18 protein-coding genes are annotated in these 17,281 nt (G+C 70.7%); 8 read left to right on the top strand and 10 right to left on the bottom strand.

Translation table 11 applies throughout. The annotated features are described in order from the left end of the window. The first annotated feature begins 38 nt into the window (after positions 1–38). Entirely contained in the window at positions 39–968 is a 930-nt protein-coding gene (locus tag ACX28W_RS09070) for a 1-phosphofructokinase family hexose kinase (protein ID WP_458998246.1), read from the top strand. Positions 969–984: 16 nt separating this feature from the next. Here the strand turns inward: ACX28W_RS09070 and ACX28W_RS09065 are convergent, their stop codons facing one another. Both ACX28W_RS09065 and cdgB read right to left on the bottom strand, forming a co-directional pair. Further along, positions 985–1,959 (bottom strand): carbohydrate-binding protein, encoded by a 975-nt coding sequence (locus tag ACX28W_RS09065; protein WP_458998245.1) that lies wholly within the window; start codon positions 1,957–1,959, stop codon positions 985–987. A 117-nt stretch (positions 1,960–2,076) separates the two neighbouring features. After that, positions 2,077–3,804, bottom strand: coding sequence for a diguanylate cyclase CdgB (cdgB, locus tag ACX28W_RS09060; RefSeq protein WP_458998244.1), 1,728 nt, complete (start codon positions 3,802–3,804; stop codon positions 2,077–2,079). 378 nt (positions 3,805–4,182) lie between these two features. On the opposite strand from cdgB, the gene ACX28W_RS09055 reads away from it, so the two are divergent. Then, positions 4,183–4,758, top strand: a complete 576-nt coding sequence (locus tag ACX28W_RS09055) for a flavin reductase family protein (RefSeq protein ID WP_458998243.1) — start codon at positions 4,183–4,185, stop codon at positions 4,756–4,758. A 62-nt stretch (positions 4,759–4,820) separates the two neighbouring features. Here ACX28W_RS09055 and ACX28W_RS09050 read toward each other — a convergent pair whose 3' ends face one another. Further along, positions 4,821–5,102 carry a hypothetical protein gene (locus tag ACX28W_RS09050; protein ID WP_362067173.1) on the bottom strand — a complete coding sequence of 94 codons (282 nt, stop codon included), beginning with the start codon at positions 5,100–5,102 and terminating at the stop codon, positions 4,821–4,823. Positions 5,103–5,156: 54 nt separating this feature from the next. Continuing rightward, on the bottom strand, positions 5,157–5,585 hold the full coding sequence (arfB, locus tag ACX28W_RS09045) for an alternative ribosome rescue aminoacyl-tRNA hydrolase ArfB (RefSeq protein WP_458998242.1): 429 nt from the start codon (positions 5,583–5,585) through the stop codon (positions 5,157–5,159). A 219-nt stretch (positions 5,586–5,804) separates the two neighbouring features. Here arfB and ACX28W_RS09040 point away from each other — a divergent pair, with 219 nt between their 5' ends. Then, positions 5,805–6,380 (top strand): TerD family protein, encoded by a 576-nt coding sequence (locus ACX28W_RS09040; RefSeq protein ID WP_458998241.1) that lies wholly within the window; start codon positions 5,805–5,807, stop codon positions 6,378–6,380. Between the two features lie 78 nt (positions 6,381–6,458). On the opposite strand, the gene ACX28W_RS09035 is transcribed toward ACX28W_RS09040, so the two are convergent. Beyond that, positions 6,459–6,983 carry a cupin domain-containing protein gene (locus tag ACX28W_RS09035; RefSeq protein WP_458998240.1) on the bottom strand — a complete coding sequence of 175 codons (525 nt, stop codon included), beginning with the start codon at positions 6,981–6,983 and terminating at the stop codon, positions 6,459–6,461. A gap of 125 nt (positions 6,984–7,108) precedes the next feature. Here ACX28W_RS09035 and ACX28W_RS09030 point away from each other — a divergent pair, with 125 nt between their 5' ends. Beyond that, positions 7,109–8,056 (top strand): GNAT family N-acetyltransferase, encoded by a 948-nt coding sequence (locus tag ACX28W_RS09030; RefSeq protein ID WP_458998239.1) that lies wholly within the window; start codon positions 7,109–7,111, stop codon positions 8,054–8,056. Positions 8,057–8,077: 21 nt separating this feature from the next. Here ACX28W_RS09030 and ACX28W_RS09025 read toward each other — a convergent pair whose 3' ends face one another. Continuing rightward, positions 8,078–9,499, bottom strand: coding sequence for a M1 family metallopeptidase (locus ACX28W_RS09025; RefSeq protein ID WP_458998238.1), 1,422 nt, complete (start codon positions 9,497–9,499; stop codon positions 8,078–8,080). Positions 9,500–9,536: 37 nt separating this feature from the next. Between ACX28W_RS09025 and ACX28W_RS09020 the strand changes: the two genes are divergently transcribed. Then, complete coding sequence (locus ACX28W_RS09020) at positions 9,537–10,037, top strand: hypothetical protein (RefSeq protein ID WP_362067183.1); 501 nt, start codon at positions 9,537–9,539, stop codon at positions 10,035–10,037. 260 nt (positions 10,038–10,297) lie between these two features. Here ACX28W_RS09020 and ACX28W_RS09015 read toward each other — a convergent pair whose 3' ends face one another. Then, entirely contained in the window at positions 10,298–11,005 is a 708-nt protein-coding gene (locus ACX28W_RS09015; RefSeq protein ID WP_458998237.1) for a pentapeptide repeat-containing protein, read from the bottom strand. A 127-nt stretch (positions 11,006–11,132) separates the two neighbouring features. Between ACX28W_RS09015 and ACX28W_RS09010 the strand changes: the two genes are divergently transcribed. The 3 genes from ACX28W_RS09010 to ACX28W_RS09000 all read left to right on the top strand — a co-directional run bounded on the left by ACX28W_RS09010 (position 11,133) and on the right by ACX28W_RS09000 (position 15,023). Next, positions 11,133–12,305, top strand: a complete 1,173-nt coding sequence (locus ACX28W_RS09010) for an FAD-dependent oxidoreductase (protein ID WP_458998236.1) — start codon at positions 11,133–11,135, stop codon at positions 12,303–12,305. An 86-nt stretch (positions 12,306–12,391) separates the two neighbouring features. Then, complete coding sequence (locus tag ACX28W_RS09005) at positions 12,392–13,372, top strand: zinc-binding dehydrogenase (RefSeq protein ID WP_458998235.1); 981 nt, start codon at positions 12,392–12,394, stop codon at positions 13,370–13,372. A gap of 82 nt (positions 13,373–13,454) precedes the next feature. After that, complete coding sequence (locus ACX28W_RS09000; RefSeq protein ID WP_458998234.1) at positions 13,455–15,023, top strand: MFS transporter; 1,569 nt, start codon at positions 13,455–13,457, stop codon at positions 15,021–15,023. Positions 15,024–15,030: 7 nt separating this feature from the next. Here the strand turns inward: ACX28W_RS09000 and ACX28W_RS08995 are convergent, their stop codons facing one another. From ACX28W_RS08995 to ACX28W_RS08985, 3 genes are read right to left on the bottom strand one after another with little or no spacing between them, the layout of a single operon-like run. Continuing rightward, the gene (locus tag ACX28W_RS08995; protein ID WP_458998233.1) at positions 15,031–15,504 is read right to left on the bottom strand and encodes a GNAT family N-acetyltransferase; all 474 of its coding nucleotides are present in this window, start codon (positions 15,502–15,504) and stop codon (positions 15,031–15,033) included. Positions 15,505–15,555: 51 nt separating this feature from the next. Continuing rightward, the gene (locus ACX28W_RS08990) at positions 15,556–16,965 is read right to left on the bottom strand and encodes an NAD(P)/FAD-dependent oxidoreductase (protein WP_458998232.1); all 1,410 of its coding nucleotides are present in this window, start codon (positions 16,963–16,965) and stop codon (positions 15,556–15,558) included. Positions 16,966–16,975: 10 nt separating this feature from the next. Next, complete coding sequence (locus tag ACX28W_RS08985) at positions 16,976–17,110, bottom strand: rhomboid-like protein (protein ID WP_458998541.1); 135 nt, start codon at positions 17,108–17,110, stop codon at positions 16,976–16,978. Positions 17,111–17,281 lie beyond the last annotated feature (171 nt).

The following is a 17,281-nucleotide window of genomic DNA, read 5'->3' as shown; positions in this document are numbered from 1 at the left end:
GGAAACAACGAGTCGAAGTGCGAGGGAGGTCGGCCCCAGTGATCCTCACGGTCACGCTGAACACCGCTCTCGACATCACGTATCGCGTACGCGCCCTGCGCCCGCACACCTCGCACCGGGTGACCGAGGTGACCGAACGCCCCGGCGGCAAGGGCCTGAACGTGGCCCGGGTGCTCGCGGCCCTCGGTCACGAGGTGACGGTCACGGGCTTCACCGGCGGCGCGACGGGCCGCGCCGTCCAGGACCACCTCACGGGCACACCGGGCGTGGTGGACGCGCTCGTCCCCGTCACCGGATCGACCCGCCGTACGATCGCGGTGGTCGACACGACGACCGGTGACACGACTCAACTCAACGAACCCGGCCCGGAGATAGCCCCCACGGAGTGGGGCGCCTTCCAGGAGGCGTACGAGGATCTGCTGCGCTCCGCCTCGGCGGTGGCCCTGTGCGGCAGCCTGCCACCGGGGGTGCCGGTGGGCGCGTACGCCGGACTGGTGCGCACCGCCCGCGCGGCGGCCGTCCCGGTCCTCCTCGACACCAGTGGCGAACCGCTGCGCCGCGGGGTCGCCGCCCGCCCCGACCTGGTCAAGCCGAACGCCGAGGAACTGGCCGAACTCACCGGCTCCCACGAGCCGTTGCAGGCGACGAGGGACGCCCGCAGGCGCGGCGCGCACTCCGTCGTGGCCTCGCTGGGCGCTCAGGGTCTGCTCGCCCACACCGCGGAGGGCCTGTGGCGGGCCGCCCCGCCCCGGCGCGTGCACGGCAATCCGACCGGCGCGGGCGACTCGGCGGTCGCGGGCCTGCTGTCGGGCCTGGTGGAGCACCTGCCCTGGCCGGAGCGCCTGGCCCGCGCGGTCGCCCTGTCCGCTGCGACCGTCATGGCGCCGGTGGCGGGCGAGTTCGACCGGGCGGCCTACGAGACGCTGGTGGACCAGATCGCGGTGACGGCGGACGCGACGGCGGCGTGACCGCCGTCGCCGCCGGCTACTTCTTGACCTGGCCTTCCTTCAGCGACAGCTGGTCGAGAAGGACGTTGCACTTGTCGCCGTCCCCGCAGGAGATGGAGATGGTGTTGGTGCCCTTGGTGAGGCTGGGCCAAGCGTAGGTCGTCGTCCAACCCTTCGCGAAGTCACCGTCTGCGGCCTTCGCGTAGTTCTCCATGCTCAGCTTGCTGCCGAACGTCTTGCCGTTGATGGTGAGCGTCATCTGCTGGTCGTCACCGGCCGTGCTGTAGCGCGCGAACAGGGTGTACGTACCGTCCTTGGGAATGCCGTTGACGGTCCAGGTGACCGAGGCGCCCGTGGCGTTCAGGCCCGTCACGTAGACTCCGCCGTCGGCGCTCGCGCCCGCGACGTCCGAAGCCGTCGTGACGCCGGTGCCCAGATTCAGCACCTTCGCGTCCGCCTTCGGCAGCTCCTTCGGAGACGCGGTGCCCTGGGACGCGGACTCGCTGGGCGAGGCGCTGGCGGATGCGGTCGGGCTGGAGCCCGCTTCGTTGCCGGTGGTGTCGTCGCCCGAGTCGCCGTTCATCATGGCGACGCCGATGCCGATGACGACGGCGGCGACCACGGCGATCGCACCGATCAGCAGACCCTTGGTGTTCGGCCCACGGCCCCTGCCATTGCCCACGGGCGCGTGCCGGGTGGTGGGCGCGCCGCCGGGCATCGTCTCGGGCGCCGCGTAGTTCGCGTTCGGCTGCCCGTAGCCGGGCTGCTGGCCGTACGCCTGCTGCTGCGGCACCTGGCCGTACTGCGCGGTCGGGGCCTGCTGGCCTTGGGGGGCCTGCTGGCCGCCGTACTGGCGTTCGCCGACCGCCCGCACCCGGTTGACCGAGCCGGGGTAGCCATAGCCGCCGCCTCCGCTGGGCGGGGTGGCGCCGTTGGCCTGACCGTCGGCGTAGAGATAGCCGAACGGGTCGTCGTCCTCGGGCGTGCTCGCGCCGTTGTTGCCGGGCGTCATCCCTTGGTCTCCTCAACAGGTGCGGTTCAAACGCGGTACATGGATGAATGTCGAGCCTACCCGCTCCGAGGGGGCCAAACGGGGGGCCTTCACCACACCAACCCACTGACCTGCGACTTATCCGGCACGCCGATGCTGTTTGGGACGAGACCGTTTCTCGACGTACATACGTTCGTCGGCGGATTTGAGCACCTCGTCCGCGGTCATGCCGCACTGTGCCCAGCCGATGCCGAAGCTGGCGCCCACCCGGACGGCCCGGCCGTCCACGCGGATGGGCGGGATGATCGCGTTCCGCAGCCGTACGGCGAGGTCCGCCGCGTCCGCTCTGCCGAGCCCGTCGGCGAGCACCACGAACTCGTCACCGCCGAGCCGGGCGACCGTGTCGCCGTCCCGGACGCCGTTCGTCAGGCGCCTGGCGACCTCGATGAGCACGGCGTCGCCCGCGTTGTGCCCGAACCGGTCGTTGATCGACTTGAAGCCGTCGAGGTCGCAGAAGAGCACCGCGAGCCCCTTGGCGCCGTCGTCCGTCTCCCCCTCGGGCGCGACCGTGTGCACATGGTGGTCGAAGGCGTCGTACGCCTCGGAGCCGGGCCCGAAGCCGAAGCCGTGGCCGTTCCCGCTGACGTGATCGTTCCCGCCGGCATGCCCGTCGTATCCGACCTGTCCGCCGTGCTCGGCCGCCCGGTCCGCGTACGGCCCGTGTCCGTACGCCGCGTCCAGCGACTCGACCGCGCCGGGAAGCGCCGCCTGCGGGCGCTGGCAGAGGCGGGAACCGAGACGGGAGCGCAGCTCGGCGGAGTTCGGCAGGCCGGTGAGCGAGTCGTGCGAGGCGCGGTGGGCGAGCTGGAGCTCGCGGCGCTTGCGCTCCTCGATGTCCTCGACGTGCGTGAGCAGGAAGCGCGGGCCGTCGGCGGCGTCCGCGACGACGGAGTTGCGCAGCGACACCCAGACGTACGTGTTGTCGCGGCGGCAGAGTCTCAGCTCCGCGCGCCCGCCCTCCGCCGAGGTCCGCAGCAGTGTGCCGATGTCCTCGGGGTGGACGAGGTCGGAGAAGGCGTAGCGGCGCATCGCGGAGGCGGGGCGGCCCAGGAGACGGCACAGGGCGTCGTTCGTGCGCAGGATGCGGCCGTGCTGATCGCCGCCCATCTCCGCGATCGCCATGCCGCTCGGCGCGTATTCGAAGGCCTGCCGGAAGGACTCCTCGCTGGCGCGCAGGGCCTGCTGCTCGCGCTCGAGGCGGACCAGGGCGCGCTGCATGTTCGCACGTAGACGCGCGTTGCTGATCGCGATGGCGGCCTGGAAGGCGTACATCTGGAGCGCCTCGCGCCCCCACGCGCCCGGCCGTCGGCCGTTGCGCGGCCGGTCCACGGACAGGACGCCGATCAGCTCGCCGGTGCCGACGCCGGCGACGCCCGGGGTGTACATCGGGGCGAAGAGGCGGTCGGAGGGGTGCCACTCGTCCTCGAACCGGGGTGCGGGCCCCTCGGTGTACCACTGCGGTACGTCGTCGTCGTCGAGGACCCAGCCCTCGGTGTGCGGTATGAACCTGAGGTCGCCCCAGGCCTCGCCCATGTTGAGCCGCCGGTCCCAGGAGGTGCGGGAGCCGACGCGGCCGGTGATGAGTGCTTCGGCGGCGGAGTTTCCGGCGAGGGCGGCGACCACGAGGTCGCCGTCCGGGCGCACGAGGTTGACACATGCCAGCTCGTAGCCGAGGCCCGTGACGACGCCGTCGGCAACGGTCTGCAGCGTGTCCGCCAGGCTCCGCGCGGTGTTCATGTCCGCCATCACCTGATGCAGCTGCCGCAGGGTCGCAAGACGGACATAGGGCTCCGACTCGGTCTCCATTCGCCCTCCCCTCGAGACCTCGCAGCAACTCCAGGGTTGTCTTCGGCGTACCTGGTTGTCTGTACCTGGTTCCCTAACGCGTACTACCCGGTAGCTTCTTCCATAGCTCCCAGCCACTGAATCACAGCGCGCTGCCCACTCGGTACACAGGGTCAACAAAATATGGCTCCTGTGACTCAAGTCACAGCTGAAGATGAACAATTGAGTGGGGTTTCTGCATTTTCCCTGTGTGTTTACTGAACGCATGCCTGGAGGCCGTGCGGGCGCTGTGAGCGGTTGTGTCCGTCCTGCGCCCCCTGGGGTCCTAGGACCCAGGTAGGTCCCGGCTCGGGCCAAGGCCCGATGTGGCGTGCCAGGGGCGGAGACTAGCGTTTCGGCGTGCTGAACACTCCCCTTGTCGCTTCCTCTGCCGCTGTGCCCATCCCCTCCATGCATGCTGAGGGGGTGAGCAACGACGAGTTCCGCGCCGCCATGTCCCGGCTGGCCGCAGGCGTGGTTCTGGTGACCGCGCACGAGCCCGCGCTGGATCCGGACGGGCCGGGCGGCGAGGACGTCGGCATGACGGCGACGGCCTTCATGTCCGTCTCCCTGGACCCGCCGCTGGTCCTCGTCAGCCTGCGCGAGGGCTCCCGTATGGACGACCTGCTCGACGAACAGCCCCTGTGGGCCGTCTCCGTGCTCTCCGAGAGCCAGCGCCACATCGCGGGCCGCTTCGCGATGAAGGGCCGCATCAGCGACCGGCTGCTCTTCGAGGACATCCCGTACGTCCGCGGTGAGGCGTCCGGGGCGCTCCTGGTGGGCGGCTCCCTGGCGACCCTGGAGTGCCGCACCGAGCAGCGGGTGCCCGCCGGCGACCACACCCTCGTCATCGGCCGCGTACTGACGGCGTCGGTGCCGAGCGCGGACGGCGGCCCGCTGACGTACTTCAAGGGCCGGTACCGCCAGTTGGGCTGATCCAGGGGCCCAGGGGGGCTACTGGTCGATGATGGAGTTCGCCGTCACTCATCGCTTATCGCTCACGTCTCCGGAACGGCGCTCAGCCGCAGTCGGCCCGCCCCCGGGGCACGCTCCACCTCGACCGCCGCCACGGAGTCGTCGTCGAAGCGAAGGGTGAAGTAGGGGCTGGCCTCGATCAGGAACTGCATGTCCTCACTCGCACCGCTGTCCAGCGGCGGGGAGACGACGGCGTCCCACGCCCGGGAGTCGGGCACCGCGGCCAGCCGGACAGGGATCCGCGCCAGGCAGCTCGATCGGTTGGCCCACCACTCCAGATGCGCCCTGTCCTCGTATCCGTCCATGCCCCGAGAGTAGCCACGAGTGATCGCTAAGGCCTGTCGTATCCAGGACCTGTCCTAGCCCCAGTCGCGCCCGGAACGCCCCCGTTTGGTGTCGGAGCGCTGCTTCTTCTCGCGCAGCCGCCGCTCGTTGATCCCTCTGGGGATACGGCCGGCCCGGCGCGGCTTGGGTGGCGGCGCGGTCGCCTCGGCGAGCAGGGAAGCGAGTCGTACGGCCGCGGTCTCCCGGTTGCGCCACTGCGACCGGTGCTCGGAGGCGCGGACGCTGATGACCCCGTCGACCAGCCGCCCGGCGAGCTTGGCGAGGGCGCGCTCCTTCCAGACCGGGGGCAGCGCCTCGGTCTTGGCGAGGTCGAACCGCAGCTCGGCCTGGGAGTCACTGGTGTTGACGTGCTGTCCGCCGGGCCCACTGGAGCGCGAGAAACGCCACATGAGCTCGGCCTCGGGAAGGGAGACGGAGCCGCGGATGACGTAAGGACCGGACATGGGTCCATGGTCGCGTGTCTGTCCCGTCCACGTCACCCTGTTTTCGCCGCCCCGTGCCCGCGGCCGCTCCCTTGCCACGAAGGTAAAGAAAGTAAAGAGGGCAGGAACCTTTGGTGCCCTCATCGGCGTTCTTACGAGTAGCTGTAGCTTCGTGCCCGTACGAAGCCCAAACGTACGGGCACAGCGCACGTACGCAAACGAGGGAAGGGACTCCCAACAATGGCTGTAAGCCTGTCCAAGGGTGGCAACGTCTCGCTCACCAAGGAGGCTCCGGGCCTGACCGCCGTCACCGTGGGCCTCGGCTGGGACGTCCGCAGCACCACGGGCACCGACTTCGACCTCGACGCCTCGGCCATCGCGGTCAACCCCACGGGCAAGGTCTACTCGGACGCCCACTTCGTCTTCTTCAACAACAAGCAGACCCCGGACCAGACCATCGTCCACACCGGCGACAACCGCACGGGTGAGGGCGCCGGCGACGACGAAGCGATCAACGTGAACCTGGCGGGCCTCCCCGCCGACGTCGACAAGATCGTCTTCCCGGTCTCCATCTACGACGCGGAGAACCGCTCGCAGAACTTCGGCCAGGTCCGCAACGCCTACATCCGCATCCTCAACCAGACCGGCGGCACCGAGATCGCCCGCTACGACCTGAGCGAGGACGCCGCCACCGAGACCGCCATGGTCTTCGGCGAGCTCTACCGCAACGGCGCCGAGTGGAAGTTCCGCGCGGTCGGCCAGGGCTACGCGTCGGGCCTGGTGGGCATCGCCCAGGACTTCGGCGTCAACGTCTGATCCCGTACGCGGCAGTTCCGGAGCCCTCCCCCGCACCCAGGGGGGAGGGCTCCGCGCGTGTACGGACCGCCACGGGAGCTACAGTCCCGTCGGCTTCGGATCGCCCGTGCCGTTCGCGTCGTTCGCGTCGTTCGCGTCGTTCGCGTCGTTCGCGTCGTTCGCGGTGGGGCCGTGCAACAGGGTGAAATCCGCGAAGTCGAAGCCGGGAGTGACCAGGCAGCTGACGAGGACTTCCTCGTCGCTCGCCGGTACGGCGCTCTGCCAGTGGTGCGCGGGGACGAGGTGCTGAAGCGCGTGGCCGCCGGATGCGTCCGGGCCCAGGAGGTGGGTGGTGACCGCCGTGGGTTCGGGGCCCGGTGGGCTGGTGCGCAGCAGGAGCGGGCCGCCGGTGCGCCAGAGCCAGATCTCGTCGGAGGCGACGGTGTGCCAGGCCGACCGGTCGGCGGGACCCAGCAGGTAGTGGATGAGGGTCGCCGACGGGCGGGGTTCGCCGTGCTCGGGGTGCGGGACCGTCACCGGGGAGGTGTAGAGGCGCCGGTACCAACCGCCCTCGGGGTGAGGAGCGAGGTCCAGCGCGCGCACGGTGTCGGGAGTCTCGGTCATGTGTGGTCCTCCACGGCCATCCGATTTCACCGACCTCGGACGGCGGATCGGATGGCGAATCGATGACGAATGGCGGCTAGGGCCTGTCCGGCGGATCATGCCGGACAGGCCCTAGTCTGCAGCGCGTGATTCTCGACTCCCTCGCCCCGGGCGATGACATACAGGCCTCTCTCATCACCGAAATCACCGCGCTCTACGCCTCCAACCGCGCGTTCTTCTCCCTGAGCGGGGACTTTCCCGACCCCGACGACATCCGGCCGCAGCAGGTCGCCGCCGCGCTGGCCGAGGAGTTGGCCCACCCGGGCGTCGAGGTGCTGCTCGCCCGCGTCGGCGGGCGGCTCGTCGGGGTCGCGATCACCCTCGCGCACCACCCGGACCCGGCCGACCCCGACCCGTGGCTCGGGTTGCTTCTCGTGGACTCGGGTGAGCAACGCAAGGAATACGGACGGGAGTTGGCCGGGGTCGTCGAGGGGAGGTTCCGGAAGGCCGGGCGGGCCGGCGTACGACTCGCCGTGCTCGACAACAATCCCGAGGCTCTCGCGTTCTGGAGCGCTCTCGGGTACGAGGTCATCGGACGGCGCAAGGACCTTCAACTGGGTCGGCCCTGCGCCGTGTTGCACAAAGCGCTGCGCACCCCGCACGAGGCGGCCCGCATCGCCGTGCTCGATCCCGGTGGGGCCGTCTTCCTCTTCCGGTACGACAACGAAGAGGTGGGCGTCCACTGGGCCACACCCGGCGGCGGACTCGAACCCGGGGAGAGTCCACGGGAGGGCGCCCTGCGGGAGCTGCGGGAAGAGACCGGGTGGACCGATCTGGAACCCGGGCCCCTGCTGTGCACCTGGGAACACGACTTCACGCGGGCCGGGATTCCCGTGCGCCAGCACGAGCACATCTACGTGGCGCACGGGCCGCGTCGCGAGCCGCTCGGCGGCGACCCTCTCCGTGCCGCGCACGCCGAGGAGGGGATTCTGAACTGGCGTTGGTGGACCCGACAGGAACTCGCCACCTCGCCGGACGCGCTGTGGCCGCCCCAACTGTCCGACTTGCTGAAGGAGATGGAGGGGACGCCGTGAAGTGGATGACCAAGGTCATGGTCACGGCTTCGGCGGCTTGCCCTCGCCGTACAACCAGTCCTCCCAGACCACGCTGAAGTCCTTGCCCGGCGCCATCTTCTCGACGTACGCCGTGAAGTCGGCGGTGTCGGCGTTGGCGTGGCGGTGGGTGGCGGCCCAGCCCTGGATGATGTCGTCGAAGGTGTCGTCGCCGACGGTCTGACGGATCTTGTGGAGGACCATGGCGCCGCGTTCGTAGACGGGGTCGTCGGAGACATGGGCGGCGCCGGTGGGTTTCGCCGGGGGGAAGGCCCAGATCCCGTCGCTGGCGTCGGAGTCATCGTCCAGGTCGCCCCGGTAGAGGGCGTCGAAGGTCTCCTGAGCCGTGGCGCCCCCGTGGTCCTCCTCCCAGAGCCACGCCGCGTACGTGGCAAAGCCCTCGTTCAGCCACATGTCCTGCCAGGACTTGGGGGTGACGGAGTTGCCGTACCACTGGTGGGCCAGCTCGTGGACGAAGAGCTCGATGCCGGGGGCGCCGGGGAAGACGGAACGGGTCTGGGTCTCCAGGGCGTAGTCCACGTCGTCGGAGCGGTCGACGATCGCGCCGGTGGAGGAGAAGGGGTACGGGCCGAACCTGCGCACCGCCCAGTCCATCATCTCGGGGATGCGCGCCAGCACCTGCTTGCTCGCCTCGGCCTCTGTCGGGTCCACGGCGACGTACACGGGCAGGCCGCTCTTCATCACGGTGCGCGTGATGTCGTACCTGCCGATCGCGACCGTCGCGAGGTAGCTCGCCATCGGTTCGGCGGTGTGCCAGGTGGACGTCGTACGGCCGTCGGGGGTCGTCCTCTCGCTCTTCGGCTCGCCATTGGTGACCGCCCGCACGTCCTTGGGGACGGTGATCGTGATGTCGTACGACGCCTTGTCGGAGGGGTGGTGGTTGCCGGGGAACCACGCCATCGAACCGATGGGCTGACCGAGGGCGAGGGCCCCGTCGGCGGTGGGCAGCCAGCCCTCGGCCGGGGTGTCCAGGTCGATGATCGTCTCGGGCGTGCCGGAATAGCGGACCGTCGTGCGGAACGTCTCGCCCTTGTCGAGGTCGTCGCGCGGGCGCACGGTCAGTTCCTGCCCGGCACGGTTCCAGCGGGCGGCCTCGCTGCCGACCGTGACGCCTCCGACGTCCAATCCCTCGAGGTCAAGGTTGAACGCACTGAGGTTCTGGGTGGCGCGCGCCGTGATCTCCGCCGTGCCGGTGAGATGGCGCGCCTGGGGGTCGTAGGCGAGGGTCAGGTCGTAGTGGGTGACGTCGTAGCCACCGTTGCCCATCTTCGGGAAGTACGGGTCGCGTACGCCGGAGGCGCCGGGCTTTCCGTGCACGCCGCTTCCTCCGCACGTGGCCAGGCCGAGGGCCAGGGCCAGAGCGAGGGCCAGGACAAAGGGGACAGTTACGGAAGAACGGGGCACGCTCTTGATACTACGAGAGCGTGACACCATCAGCTACGTGCTCGACATCGGCTACGCCCTTTCCAACCGCTTCCCCGACCCCCCGCAGACCGACTACCGCCGCGCGGACGTCCACGCGCTGCGGCACGACCTGTTCTGCGGCGATGTCTACCTCGCCGACACCAAGGCGGACCGGGAGCTGTCCACAGCCTGGGGATGGGTGCCGGTGCTCGACTTCGCCTGGGCGCTGTGCGACATCGTGGAGCAGCTCGACCAGGACCCGCGCGGCAGCCGGGCCTCGCGCCCCCAGCACGCCGAACTCGACTTCACCGAGTCGACCGACCGCATGCTCTTCGAGCGCCGCTTCGGCTGGGTGGACGTCGAGGCCGACTGGATGCCGCGCGACGAGGAGCCGCTGACCTTCTCCCACGCCGCACTCCGCCGCGAGGCCCGCGACTTCCTGCACGACCTGATCGCCGACCTCACCGACCTGCACGAGGCGCTCCGCGAGAACCCGGCGATCTGGACGCTGGAGGCCCGCTTCCCTCGGCTGCCCTGAGCCGACGCGGGCTTCGCTTGGGGCTGCGCCCCCGGCCCCCTCACGCCAGACAGGCCGAGTGCAGCCGGTCCGCGCCGAAAGCGCACCCCCCTTACCCCCGCCGGAAAGCGCACGACCCCTACCCTGCCCTGCCGGAAAGCGCACGCCCCTACCCTGCCCCGCCGGACGGCACACGGCCCTTACCCTGCCGGGAAAGCGCATGGCCCCTACCCTGCCGGAAGGCACACGGCTCTCACCCTGCCGGGAAAGCGCACGGCCCCCTACCCTGCCGCCTCCACCCGCACCCCTATCTGCGCGGCCAGCACCGGCGCCAGATCGAGCAGCTGAGACGGGCTGATCACCGCCCCCGCCAGCCGGTCCACGCCCCGAGCGATGTCCAGCTCCGCCGCGCGGCGCAGGTCCACGTCCACCAGGGTCGCCGCGGTGAGGTCCGCCCCCTTCAGGACGCAGTCCACGAACTCCACGCGCTCCAGCCGGGCGCCCCCGAAGTCCGGCTCGACCAGCACACATCCCTCGAAGACGACGTCCTTGAGCCGGGCCTTGCGCAGATTCAGATAGTCGATCTTGCCGCCCCGGATCAGGACACGCTCCAGGACGGAACCGTGCAACTGCACGCCGCCCAGCCGCGCGTCGACCAGCTCGACATCACGCAACGTCGACTCGGCGAGATCGGTGCCCACCCCCCGTATGCCCGTCAGGACGGAGTCCAGCACGCGCGCGTGGCGCAGCCGCGTCTCGTCCAGCGCACACCCCGTCAGGGCGCAGTCCATGAAGCGCGCACCCCCGCCGTCCTGCCCGACGAAGTCCAGCTCCCGGAACTCCAGCCCGTCATAGTCCCCGTCGGGCTCCAGCCCGAAGCCGTCGTACGCCTCCAGCGACGGCAGCCGCACCTCCGGTCGCCGCGCCCCCGCCACCAGCTTCTTCCCCGTACCCGCCCTACCGGTCCCGCCCGCCGCTTTCCGCACCATGCCCCCATAGTGCACCCCACCACCGACAACCGCCCCTGACCTGCCAGTTCGCCTCCGATGTCACATTCCGGGCCCCTCGATCAGTCGTACTCACCAAGAGGACCCCGAGGCAAGGGAGAGGCCAACCATGCACCGCATCACCGTCATCGGCGGCGGCTTCGCCGGACTCACCGCGGCCATCACCGCCGCCGAGGCAGGTGCCAAGGTCACCGTGTACGAGGCCCACCACACCCTCGGCGGCCGGGCCCGCACCGCCGAGGGCCCGTACCGGGCGAACGAAGGTCCGCACGCCCTCTACAGCGGCGGCCCGCACTGGACCTGGCTCCAGCAGCGGGACCTGATCGGGCCGCTCGCCCCCGCACCGCTCCTGGAGCCCGCCCGGCTGCGCCTGCACCACAAGGGCGCCCTCCGCCGCACCCTGCCCTTCGCCCTGCTCAAGCTGCTGCGCCGCAGCTCCCGACAGGCCCCTGTCGACACCGATTTCATGTCCTGGGCGGCGGCACAAGCGGGCGAAGAAGGCGCCCGCGCCGCCGCGCACTACTCCGCCGTCACGCTCTTCCACCACGACCCCGGTTCGCTCTCCGCGGCCTTCGTGCAGCAGCGGCTGCGGCGTGCCGCCAACCCGCTCTCGGAAGCGCGTCATCCCCTCGGCGGCTGGGCGGATGTCATCGACCGGATGGCGGCCCGCGCCTGGAATCTTGGCGTCCGCATGGAGACCCTGGCCAGGGTGGACGCCCTCCCCGAAGGCCACGGTCCCGTCGTCGTCGCCACTTCCCTCGACGCCGCCCGTCGCCTCCTCAAGGACGACTCGCTGAACTGGACCGGTGGCCGTACGGCGCTCCTCGATCTGGCCCTGCGCACCCGTCGCGGCGACGCGTTCGCCGTCTCCGACCTGGACGCGCCGGGCCGACTGGAGTGGTTCCGTGCGCGAGACCGCGCCCCCGCCCGGGCCCGTGAGCAGCTCGTCCAAGGGCAGATCCCCATCGCGCCGCACGAGTCCCGGGCCGACGGCATCGCCCGCGCCGAGCATCTCCTCGACCTCGCCTTCACCGGCTGGCGCGAGCGCGTCACCTGGCGGCGCGAGGCCGTGGCGCGGGGGCGTACGGGTGCGGTGGACCTGCCGGGTACCAGTTGGCGCGACCGGCCCGCCATCGACCGCGGCGACGGCGTCTATCTCGCGGGCGACCAGGTCGCCGCCCCCGGCGTGCTCGCGGAGGTCTCCTTCAACAGCGCGCTCGAAGCGGTCACCCTGGCCTTCGGGATCCGGAAACGCCTTGACCTCAAGCATGCTCGAGGTTGAAGGCTGGGGCTCACCGCCACACGGCGTCACGCCGCATCAACGGCGCCACGCCGCATCACACGGCGCCACACGCTGAGGAGCCCGCCATGCACGCCATCCGTCTCCACACCTTCGGCCCGGCCGAGAACCTCACCTACGAGAAGACCGAGGATCCCGAACCGGGGCCGGGCCAGGTCCGTATCGCCGTGGCCGCGGCCGGCGTACACCTCCTGGACGCCGCCCTGCGTGAAGGCGTCCAGGGCCCGGCCCCCGCCCCCACCCCGCTCCCCACGATCCCCGGCCGCGAGGTCGCCGGTACCGTCGAGTCGCTCGGCGAGGGGACGGACAGCCGCTGGCTCGGCAAGCGCGTCGTCGCCCACCTCGGCTTCGCCCCCGGCGGCTACGCCGAACTGGCCGTCACCGACACCGACCGCCTGCACGAGATCCCGGAGAACCTGGACTTCGCCCAGTCCGTCGCCATGATCGGAACGGGCCGTACGACGATGGGGATCCTGCAGTTCGTCGAGCTGGGCCCCGATTCCGTGGTCGTGATCCCCGCGGCCGCGGGCGGCATCGGCACCCTCCTCGTCCAGTACGCCCGGCACACGGGCGCCACCGTGATCGGCCTCGCGGGCGGCCCGGAGAAGGTGGCCCGGGTACGGGAGAACGGCGCCGACCTGGCCGTCGACTACACGGACACCACCTGGCCACGGCAGGTGCGCGCCCACCTGGACGGCCGGAACGCCACCGTCGTCCTCGACGGCGTCGGCGGCGCCACGGCCCGCGCCGCCGTCGACCTCCTCGGCCCCGACGGCAAGCACCTCGTCTTCGGCTGGTCCGGCGAGGGCATCCAGAGCGGGGAACCGCTGCTCGTGGAGGGCGTCTCGGAGCAGGTCCTCGGCCCCGTGATGATGCGGAAGGCGGGCGGCCCGAACCCCGTCCGCACCCTGGAACTGCGCGCCCTCGCCGAAGCCGCCGCCGGCCGCCTCACCCCGGCCGTGACCCGCTTCCCGCTCGCCCTGGCCGCCGCCGCCCACCGGGCCCTCGAAACCCGGGGCACGATCGGGAAGGTGGTGCTGGAGCCCTGACCAGGAACGCCATACGGAAGGACGGCGGAACGGCAAAGATCGTCAAGGTGCGACCCCTACTGATTCATGGTCTTCTGAGCAGGTGAGCGCCACCCGAACAGGTGAATCCGGCGCCCCCGGAGCCCCCGAAGGTGCCGACCCCCACCGCTGGTGGGGCCTGGTGATCATCGCTCTCGCGCAGTTGATGGTCGTCCTGGACGCGACCATCGTGAACATCGCGCTCCCCTCCGCACAGCAAGACCTGACCATCTCCGACGGCAACCGCCAGTGGGTCATCACCGCGTACACGCTGGCCTTCGGCGGGCTACTGCTGCTCGGCGGCCGGATCGCCGACCTCGTCGGCCGAAAACGCACCTTCGTCTTCGGGCTCATCGGCTTCGCCGTCGCCTCCGCATTCGGCGGCGCGGCGACCTCCTCCGGCATGCTCTTCGGCGCCCGTGCGCTCCAGGGCGCCTTCGCCGCCGTACTGGCCCCCTCCGCGCTGTCACTGCTCACGACCACCTTCACCGACCCGAAGGAGCGCGGAAAGGCCTTCGGCGTCTACGGCGCCCTCGCGGGCAGCGGAGCGGCGATCGGCTTCATCGCGGGCGGACTGCTGACCGAATACCTGAACTGGCGCTGGTGCCTGTACGTCAACGTCCCCATCGCCGTCGTCACGGTCTTCGGCGCGGTCACGCTGCTGCGCGACCGCCGGGACAACAGGGGCGCCCGTCTCGACGTACCCGGTGTACTGCTGGGCTGCGGAGGCCTGGTCACGATCGTCTACGGCGTCAGCGAGGCGGAGTCGCTCGGCTGGGCGGACCCACTGGTCCTGGCCCTCCTCGCGGCCGGAATCGTGCTGCTCACGACCTTCGTGTGGTGGCAGACCGGGGCCCCCAGCCCGCTCCTCCCGCTCCACATCGTCAAGGACCGCAACCGCGCGGGCTGCTTCCTGACCATGTCGCTCGCGGTCGTCGGCATGTTCGGCATGTTCCTGTTCATGACCTACTACCTCCAGGTCGTCCTCGGCTACTCGCCGGTGAAGACGGGCCTGGCCTACCTGCCCCTGACCGTCGCTATCGTCATCGGCTCGACACAGATATCGGCGCGGCTGCTGCCGCACGTGGCGCCGCGCGCGCTGCTGGTCCCCGGCATGATCCTCGCGTCCGCCGCGATGCTGATCTTCACCCAGCTCACCGTGGACTCCGACTACATGGGCCAACTGCTGCCCGGCCTGCTCCTGATGGGCCTCGGCATGGGCCTGACCTTCATGCCGGTCTCCGCGACCGCCACCGCCGGGGTCGCCCCGCAGGACGCGGGCATCACCTCCGCGACCGTCAACACCGCGCAGCAGGTGGGCGGTTCCATCGGTACGGCGCTGCTGAACACCATCGCCGCCACCAGCGGCGCGGCCTACGTCACCGCGCACCTCACCGACCCCGTCCAGCGCTCCCAGGTGGTACGCGAGGGCATCGTGCACGGCTACACGGTGGCCATCTGGTGGGCCACCGGCATCACGCTCCTGGCCGGCCTGGTCGCGGGCCTCATGGTCACCGCGAAGGCCCCCAAACACACGGCCCCCGCGCAGACACCCCTGCCCGAATCAGTCCCGAGAACTCGCCTCAGTTCCACGAAGTCGACTCGGACCCCTGCGCCCGACTCAGACCCATGAGCTCGACTCAGACCCGTGAACCCAGCTTCCCCAACGCCTCGTCCGTCAGCCGGTACACCGTCCACTCGTCCTGCGGCCGCGCGCCCAACGCCTCGTAGAACTCGATGGAGGGCCGGTTCCAGTCGAGCACCGACCACTCCAGACGCTCGTACCCCCGCTCGACGCAGATCCGCGCCAACTCGGTGAGCAGCGCCTTGCCGTGCCCGCCGCCGCGCGCCTCCGGCCGTACGTACAGGTCCTCCAGGTAGATGCCGTGCACCCCGCGCCAGGTCGAGAAGTTCAGGAACCACAGCGCGAACCCGACCGGTTCCCCCGCCTCCTCGGCGATGTGCGCGAACGCGGCCGGGTGCTCCCCGAACAGCGCCTCGGCCAGCTGCCGCTGGGACGCCCGGGCCTCGTCCGGCGCCTTCTCGTACTCGGCCAGCTCACGGACCATCGCGTGGATGGCGGGGACGTCGGCGGGGGTCGCGGTACGAATCATGGGCGCAGTGTCACACAGGCGGCACCACACGGGCGGCGTCGCACCGACAGTTCAGTGCCGCCCGGCCACCCGGTCGGCCAGCCGCGCGAGCCGCGACGACCGAGCGCTGTGCGTGGTGAGTTCACGCCGGTCCGCCGTGCGATAGGTCGCGTACATGCCCTGCACGCCGATCCAACGCAGCGGCTCCGGCTCCCACTTGCGGACCTTGTGGTCGACCCAGGGCAGACCGGTCAGGTCCGTCGGGCCCGCCTGGCCGGAGTCCCGCTGGACGAGGTCGCGGAGCGTGCGCGCGGCGAGGTTGGTGGTGGCGACGCCGGAGCCGACGTACCCGCCGGCCCAGCCGAGGCCCGTCGAGCGGTCCAGGGTGACCGTGGCGCACCAGTCGCGCGGCACCCCGAGGACACCCGACCAGGCGTGCTCCACCCGCACCCCGGTCAGGGACGGGAAGAAGCGGACCAGGATGTCGTACAGGGCATCGATGGTCGCCTGCTGGGTGCGGCCGTCGTTGTCCGTGCGGGAGCCGAAGCGGTACGGGACGCCGCGGCCTCCGAGCGCGATACGGTCGTCGGCCGTGCGCTGCGCGTACATGTACGCGTGCGCCATGTCGCCGAGCGTCTCGCGGCCCTCCCAGCCGATCGCGGACCACTGCTCGCCGGTCAGCGGCTCTGTCGCGATCATCGACGAGTTCATCGGCAGCCAGGTGCGCTTCTGGCCCTTGAGGTTCGCGGTGAAGCCCTCTGTGCAGCGCAGAATGTACGGCGCGCGGACGGTCCCGTACGGCGTCACCGCGTGCTTCGGACGGATCTCGGTGACCGGCGTCTTCTCGTGGATCGTGACGCCGAGCGCCTCGACGGCGGCCGCCAGCCCCTTGAGGAGCTTCACCGGGTGCAGCCGGGCCCCGTGCGGGGTCCAGGTCGAGCCGACCGCGTCCGCGACCCGGACCCGCTCGGCGGTCTCGCGGGCGCCGTACAGCTCGCGGTCCTTCTCGCCGTACGACAGCTCGTGCGCGTGGAAGGCCTTGAGGCGCGCCAACTGGGCAGGGGAGTACGCCACCTCGAGGACGCCGCCGCGGTGGATGTCGGCGTCGATGCCCTCCTCGGCGGCGACCCGGACGACCTCGTCGACCGTCTCGTTCATCGCCTGCTGGAGGCGGACCGCCGCCTCGCGGCCGTGCAGCTTGGCGTAGTAGTCACGGCCCGCGATGCCGTTGTAGAGCCAGCCGCCGTTGCGCCCCGAGGCGCCGTAGCCGCAGAACTTCTGCTCCAGGACGGTGACGCGGAGGAAGGGAGCCGCCTTCTTGAGGTAGTACGCGGTCCACAGGCCCGTGTAGCCGCCGCCGACGATGACGACGTCGGCGTTCGCGTCACCGGGCAGGGGCTCGCGCGGCGCGGGGAAGCCGTCGTCCGCGTACCAGAACGAGATCCCGCCGTTGACCGTGCCACTGCCCGTGCCGCTGCTCATGGCCCGGACGTTAACCCCTGAGAGCGGCCGGTGTCTCCTTCGGATTCCATGCTTTTCCGCGGCCCCTGACCAGCGGACAGCAGGCCAGCCCGATCAGGACAGAGATGAAATGTCCGAAGTCGGTGAAGGTCCGGCCGGTGAGCAGCGGCAGGGTTAGGGCCTGTCCGGCGGATCATGCCGGAGACGTGGGGTCTGATCCGCCGGACAGGCCCTAATTCGCATGAGCCGATTCCCCCACGTAAGAACTCCTAACGAAATGATGTTCGAAGTGGTTGGATCACTCCGGGACCGTTGATCCGGGGGTGCGGGGTGGCTC

Source organism: Streptomyces sp. SD15 (assembly GCF_054462255.1).
The sequence above is the reverse complement of the archived record's forward strand: the minus strand, read 5'-3'. Positions and strand labels throughout refer to the sequence as shown.

Bases quoted from the DNA above. Each gene is read 5' to 3' on its own strand.
- ACX28W_RS09065 (WP_458998245.1), bottom strand. From the start codon at position 1,959: ATGACGCCCGGCAACAACGGCGCGAGCACGCCCGAGGACGACGACCCG.
- cdgB (WP_458998244.1), bottom strand. From the start codon at position 3,804: ATGGAGACCGAGTCGGAGCCCTATGTCCGTCTTGCGACCCTGCGGCAG.
- ACX28W_RS09050 (WP_362067173.1), bottom strand. From the start codon at position 5,102: ATGGACGGATACGAGGACAGGGCGCATCTGGAGTGGTGGGCCAACCGA.
- arfB (WP_458998242.1), bottom strand. From the start codon at position 5,585: ATGTCCGGTCCTTACGTCATCCGCGGCTCCGTCTCCCTTCCCGAGGCC.
- ACX28W_RS09040 (WP_458998241.1), top strand. From the start codon at position 5,805: ATGGCTGTAAGCCTGTCCAAGGGTGGCAACGTCTCGCTCACCAAGGAG.
- ACX28W_RS09035 (WP_458998240.1), bottom strand. From the start codon at position 6,983: ATGACCGAGACTCCCGACACCGTGCGCGCGCTGGACCTCGCTCCTCAC.
- ACX28W_RS09015 (WP_458998237.1), bottom strand. From the start codon at position 11,005: ATGGTGCGGAAAGCGGCGGGCGGGACCGGTAGGGCGGGTACGGGGAAG.
- ACX28W_RS09010 (WP_458998236.1), top strand. From the start codon at position 11,133: ATGCACCGCATCACCGTCATCGGCGGCGGCTTCGCCGGACTCACCGCG.
- ACX28W_RS09005 (WP_458998235.1), top strand. From the start codon at position 12,392: ATGCACGCCATCCGTCTCCACACCTTCGGCCCGGCCGAGAACCTCACC.
- ACX28W_RS08995 (WP_458998233.1), bottom strand. From the start codon at position 15,504: ATGATTCGTACCGCGACCCCCGCCGACGTCCCCGCCATCCACGCGATG.
- ACX28W_RS08990 (WP_458998232.1), bottom strand. From the start codon at position 16,965: ATGAGCAGCGGCACGGGCAGTGGCACGGTCAACGGCGGGATCTCGTTC.